Origin of the sequence: Rhodopirellula europaea 6C (assembly GCF_000338295.1) — a bacterium.
Taxonomy (GTDB): domain Bacteria; phylum Planctomycetota; class Planctomycetia; order Pirellulales; family Pirellulaceae; genus Rhodopirellula; species Rhodopirellula europaea.
The window spans coordinates 1-5,161 of the sequence record NZ_ANMO01000199.1 but is presented as its reverse complement, the minus strand read 5'-3'; the positions used below and the strand labels follow the sequence as shown (position 1 = coordinate 5,161).

Below are 5,161 nucleotides of genomic sequence, written 5' to 3'. Positions count from 1 at the left end.
TCAGCGACTGCTATCACAGCGGTAACTCTCGCTTCGCTTGTCTCGACTTCGCGATCTCACCGCCTCACCTTTCATTCGGACCTTCGATCATGCTTGATCGCCAAGTCTTCTTTCGGCAACTTCCGCATCGTCTCTCGATCCTATCAGGCACAATCGCTCTTTCGATCGTGCTGGGCACATCGTCGAATTTGTCGGCGGAGAACTGGACCAGCTTGGTTGGCAACCGAACGATCCAAGCCCAGATGGTTGGACTTTGGGACGACAACGTCATCCTGCTGATGTCCAACGGAAAACGTGTCAGCGTCCCCATGAAATCGCTGATCGCAGAAAGCCGGATTCAAGCCGAAGAGATCGCGACTCGCTTGGCAAAACAACGCGAAATGTTGAGCGAGGAACTGCGGCAAGTTGCGGACGCAGAAGCTGCAGCTGCCCCGGATCCGTTGCCGACTCCGCCTGCACCCGCCGCCTACCAACCGCTGGCACCAAATCTTTCCATCGACGAAGCGATCCAACAAATTCACACGCAACTTCGCGAAGGACATTTGGCAATTGCCATCGACGCGTTGCCGCCTTCTTATCGAAGTGACATTGATGAGCTGGCTGACTTGGCTTTGCAAAAGGCCGACTCGAACAGCTTGAACGAAGGCGTCCAAGAGCTTCACCGATGGGCAGATTTGATCGTCACGCGTCAAAATTGGATCAAATCGCATCCACGAATGACCACCGGTTCGCCCGACAGTAACAGTCCTTATGTGGAAGTCCTGGACGAAATGATCTTACCGCTCGCGAACATGATTCGTGTCGGCCTTGCCGAAGGTGCCGGCAACTCAGAAACCATTCGTCAAAAGGGCCTTACAAATTGGGTTCGCGAACGTAGCGAAGCGATGGCACCGTACTTTCGGCAACTCACTCAGTCATTCACATCGTCTGATCCAAGATGGGAAGTCGCCCGTTTTGACGAAAAGACCGCGACGATCAAGCGTGCTGGATCGGGCACCCAACAACCAGGACAACGGCGTCCGAGCCGTGGCGAAACAATTGACTTCGTACAAGTCGAAGGCTACTGGATTCCTAAGTCCGTTGCGGATCAATTCCCACAGTGGGTTGAAGACCAGCGGAAACAAATTAGCGAGATGAACGCTGGCGAATTCTCCGGTTTGACAATCCCTCAGGCGGGCCCCGCCGCTGCAATGGCAACCGGCATGGCTGCCCAGATGAGCCAAAATTTGGCGACGTTGGAAGCTGCTGCTGATGCCACAGCTTTCCATGAAGCATCCGAACAAATGCTCGCACCACTTCAACCATTGCTGAGTTTGGCGGGAGCAGCGATGAAGATGGGCGGTGGTCGAAATGCGAGCGGGATGTCAGGCTACGGCGACTCCGGTTACGGCATGGGCGATTCTGGATACGAAGACATGGGAATGGACCCGCTCTATGACGAGACCATGATGGAAGATGGCAGCATGGACCAAAGTGGTTCGAACTATGGAATGGAACCAACGAATCAGTGAGCTCAATGAATCGATGAACATTGCGATCATCGGTGGTGGACTGTCAGGGTTATCCACTTCCGTTCACATCCGTTTGTTAGCACAGAAGCAAAACAAGTCCGTTCCGAACATCACTCTTTTCGAAACCTCCGATCGTCTCGGAGGCGTGATTCACACCGAGACGCTGACGGACGACCACGGCCGCACCTTTGTGATCGATCACGGTGCGGACATGTTTGCCACCGCCCCATCCGCAGCGATCGACTTGTGTGAGCAACTCGGCGTCGCGGATCAATTGCTGCGTCCCAGTCCGCTCGGTCGCGGCGCGATGATCGCGCGAGGCAACCGTCTGATTCCGATCCCGGAAGGATTCGTTTTGATGCGTCCGACCAAACTCGGGTCGATGCTGACGACGCCCCTGCTAAGCCTCTCGGGCAAACTTCGCTTGCTGCAAGAACGCTTCATCACACGACGCGCTGACAGCGTGACCGATGAGAGCGTCGGATCGTTTGTCCGTCGAAGACTAGGCAACGAGTGCCTCGACAACATCGTCGCTCCCCTGGTCGCTGGTATCTACACCGCGGATGTCGATCGCCTGAGCATGGCGGCCACGATGAAACCAATTTGGGACATGGAGACCAACGACGGTTCGCTCGCCAAAGCGACGTTGCGACGAATTCGGACGGGTGAAGACTCCACCGAGCAGGCAAGCAGTGGAGCTCGCTACGAGAAGTTTCGCGCGTTTCCAAATGGCATGAAGCAATGGATCGACACGCTTGCTGACTTTACTGGCCGCGAAAACATTCGTCTCAATACGGCGGTGCGATCAATCGTCCCACTTCCGGGCAATCGCTATCAGCTGAACGTCGAACCGGAAACCGATGGCCAAGCATCTGACGAATTTGATCAGGTCGTCGTCTCAACACCCGCACACGTTGCGGCAGCACTACTGCAACCACTCAGCGACGAAGCCGCGTCCACGCTTCGCTCCATTCCATTTGCGTCAACCGCGATTGTCGTGATGGCGGTCCGACGCGATTGCATCTCGCGGTTGCCCACGACGTTTGGGTTTGTCGTGCCGCCAAAAGAAAACCGCCGCGTCTTGGCAGGCAGTTTCGCGAGCACCAAATTTCCCCAGCGTGCACCTGATGACTATGTCATTGTGAGGGCGTTTGTGGGCGGCGTGATGCAACCTGAAATTCTCGAACGCAGCGATGATGAGATCGTCAACGTTGTTCGTTCCGAACTAGGCGACCTGATCGGGCTGGACCAAACTCAGTCGCTCGAAGACATCACCGCGACGGTGAAAGTCGTGCGTTGGAACGACGCGATGCCCCAATACGAAGTTGGCCATTTGGACAAAGTCCAACGAATCCGAGCCGCTGTTGAATCACTCGAGGGGCTGCACCTGAACACAAACGCACTGGGTGGCGTCGGCATCGCTCCAGTGATCGCGGCGTCCAAACGAACCGCGGAACGCATCTTGAAGTGACGTCAAGACTTCCGCTCGGCGGCGGATTGGCCAGGAAGTGGAAGGTCTGAGTTCCCCGCAAATTCCGGGGTGAAGCCGCTTCGAACGCTCTCGGATTGTTTCGCGAATTCCGAGGGAGGGGCAAAAAGATGGGATTGACTGGGGTATCGGGATGGTTCACGCTGCGCAGTCAGTTGAGCACCACATTTGGGTTGGTTGGTTTGTTTTGGAAGCGTTTTCCAGTGAAACGAGCCCGAATGCGAGAGGCATCTTGCCTTGTTGGTGACGGTTTGCAGGGTATCAGATTAGTGACGAACATTTATGTCGGGAACCTCTCGTTCAAGGCCACCGAAGAAGAACTCCGTGGCGCGTTCGAACAGTATGGCGAAGTGTCAGCTGTGAACATCATCATGGACCGAGAGACAGGACGTAGTCGCGGATTTGCCTTTGTCGAAATGGCGGATGCCGAAGGCGCTAAAGACGCGATCGAAAACCTGAACGGTCATGAAATCGATGGCCGTAGCGTGACAGTCAATGAAGCTCGTCCACGTGAGCCGCGTAGTGGCGGCGGTGGCGGAGGAGGAGGCTACGGCGGTGGTGGCGGCGGTCGCGGCCGTGGTGGTGGAGGCGGTGGTTACGGCGGTGGCGGTGGCAACCGCGGCGGTGGCTATGGTGGCGGCGGTGGAGGATACGGCGGAGGCGGTGGCGGCGGCTACGGTGGCCGTGGCGATCGCTAATCCCCAACCCAATCGCGAATAACATTCAATGAACGGAAGCCAGTCTGACATCAGATTGGCTTCCGTTTTTTTGCGTCCATGTGGTTTTCACGATGGCGTCACATGACGCTTTCGATCAATCATCCAGTCCGGTCATCATCGGACGCTTCGACGGCATCAAGATCGCATCGTCACGCGATACTTCTTCACGCATTGCCTTCAACCGTTCGTACTTGCGACGAGCAGCTTCCGCCACTTCCGGGTCATCGTATTTCGGCGCAGTCTCGATGGGTGACTGCATCGCAAGCTTTCCAAACTCATCTAGGATCTCGGTCAAACTCATTCCGGTACGCTCGCTGGTTCCTCGAGTGAGTCGAGTGACCATTTCCATCGAAAGAATGCCGGCCGAGCGGAAATGAATTTTGGTCACCACGGGTTCCGCCGGGTACATGCCCATCAAAATCATCTTGTCAAATCGAACTTCTGACGAGATCGTCGGGAGCGGCGAATTAACCGCTTCGTTCCCCAAGTCCAACCGGTGCAAATTGGTTCGCTCGTCACTGGTGATGTAGACCTCAATGTCGAAGTCATCCGCTGTTGAGTCTTGGGGCAAGTGCAACAGCATCAACTCCAATGCCTGCCGACCACCGTCGGCCACGCCCGAAACCGTGTCGTCGCTTTTTTCAAATGCGAACATCAACGCCAAGGTTCTCCCCAGTAAAATCCCGGACTCCTCCGAAACGCCAACGATCCCGAGTGTGCGAAAGCGACTGACCGCGACGTTGATCATGGGCTCCGGTTCGATGGTGTAACCGGGACGTTCGATCTCAAAGAACGCTGCCAAGCAATCAGTGCCGAAGTAAACTCGTTTCTCTTCGTCGTAGTACAACTTGGGCTGGACCGACAAACGATGGTCCTCAAAGTACTGATCGACCTGTTGGCGGGTAACGGACGGCAGCTTTTGGCGACCTTGCGACGCCATCTCCAATCCAATCGTGATCGCCGAGGTTCGGCCCAGCTCGCCGTGCTGTCCACTGCGAGCCATCGACAATGGTGCAGAAACGGACGCCCCGGGAGCTATCAAACGACACGAGTTCCCCTTCGCCATCGTGTAGGCGCGTGTCCAATCGCGTTCCGAGTTCGGCAATGACTTCAACACGGTGATCTCGTCACGTCGCGGCGCTGATCCGATCTTTCCAACACGAAGCGTCAGTTCGCCAGTCGGCACCTCCTCTGACTCGGAAGACAACGACGGTTGCGCAAAACTACCAAGGCTCAGTTCTGGCTCACTCGGATCACGTTCTTTCGTGGCGGTCGATTGCTCATTGGTGGACTTCACCACCTGCCAACCGATCATTCCTGCCAACAGGATCACCAACGCAATCGTCGCTCGTCGAAGAATCAATGGGTCAATCATCGGACTCCCAATCGCCTAAAAACATCTATCACAAAAACTTGTTTGGTCGACCTCCGCATCACACGCG

4 protein-coding genes are annotated in these 5,161 nt (G+C 55.9%); 3 read left to right on the top strand and 1 reads right to left on the bottom strand.

Annotation, left to right across the window (positions count from 1 at the left end):
- From RE6C_RS20210 to RE6C_RS33290, 3 genes are all read left to right on the top strand, one after another.
- Positions 1–1,511, top strand: a 1,511-nt coding sequence (locus tag RE6C_RS20210) for a hypothetical protein (protein WP_236618372.1), incomplete at its 5' end; no start/stop codon positions are given.
- A 13-nt stretch (positions 1,512–1,524) separates the two neighbouring features.
- Positions 1,525–2,982, top strand: coding sequence for a protoporphyrinogen oxidase (gene hemG / locus RE6C_RS20205; protein WP_039962743.1), 1,458 nt, complete (start codon positions 1,525–1,527; stop codon positions 2,980–2,982).
- Positions 2,983–3,110: 128 nt separating this feature from the next.
- Entirely contained in the window at positions 3,111–3,698 is a 588-nt protein-coding gene (locus RE6C_RS33290; RefSeq protein WP_007328030.1) for an RNA-binding regulator, read from the top strand.
- Positions 3,699–3,813: 115 nt separating this feature from the next.
- Here the strand turns inward: RE6C_RS33290 and RE6C_RS20195 are convergent, their stop codons facing one another.
- Complete coding sequence (locus RE6C_RS20195; RefSeq protein WP_008659552.1) at positions 3,814–5,094, bottom strand: hypothetical protein; 1,281 nt, start codon at positions 5,092–5,094, stop codon at positions 3,814–3,816.
- Between the last annotated feature and the right edge of the window lie 67 nt (positions 5,095–5,161).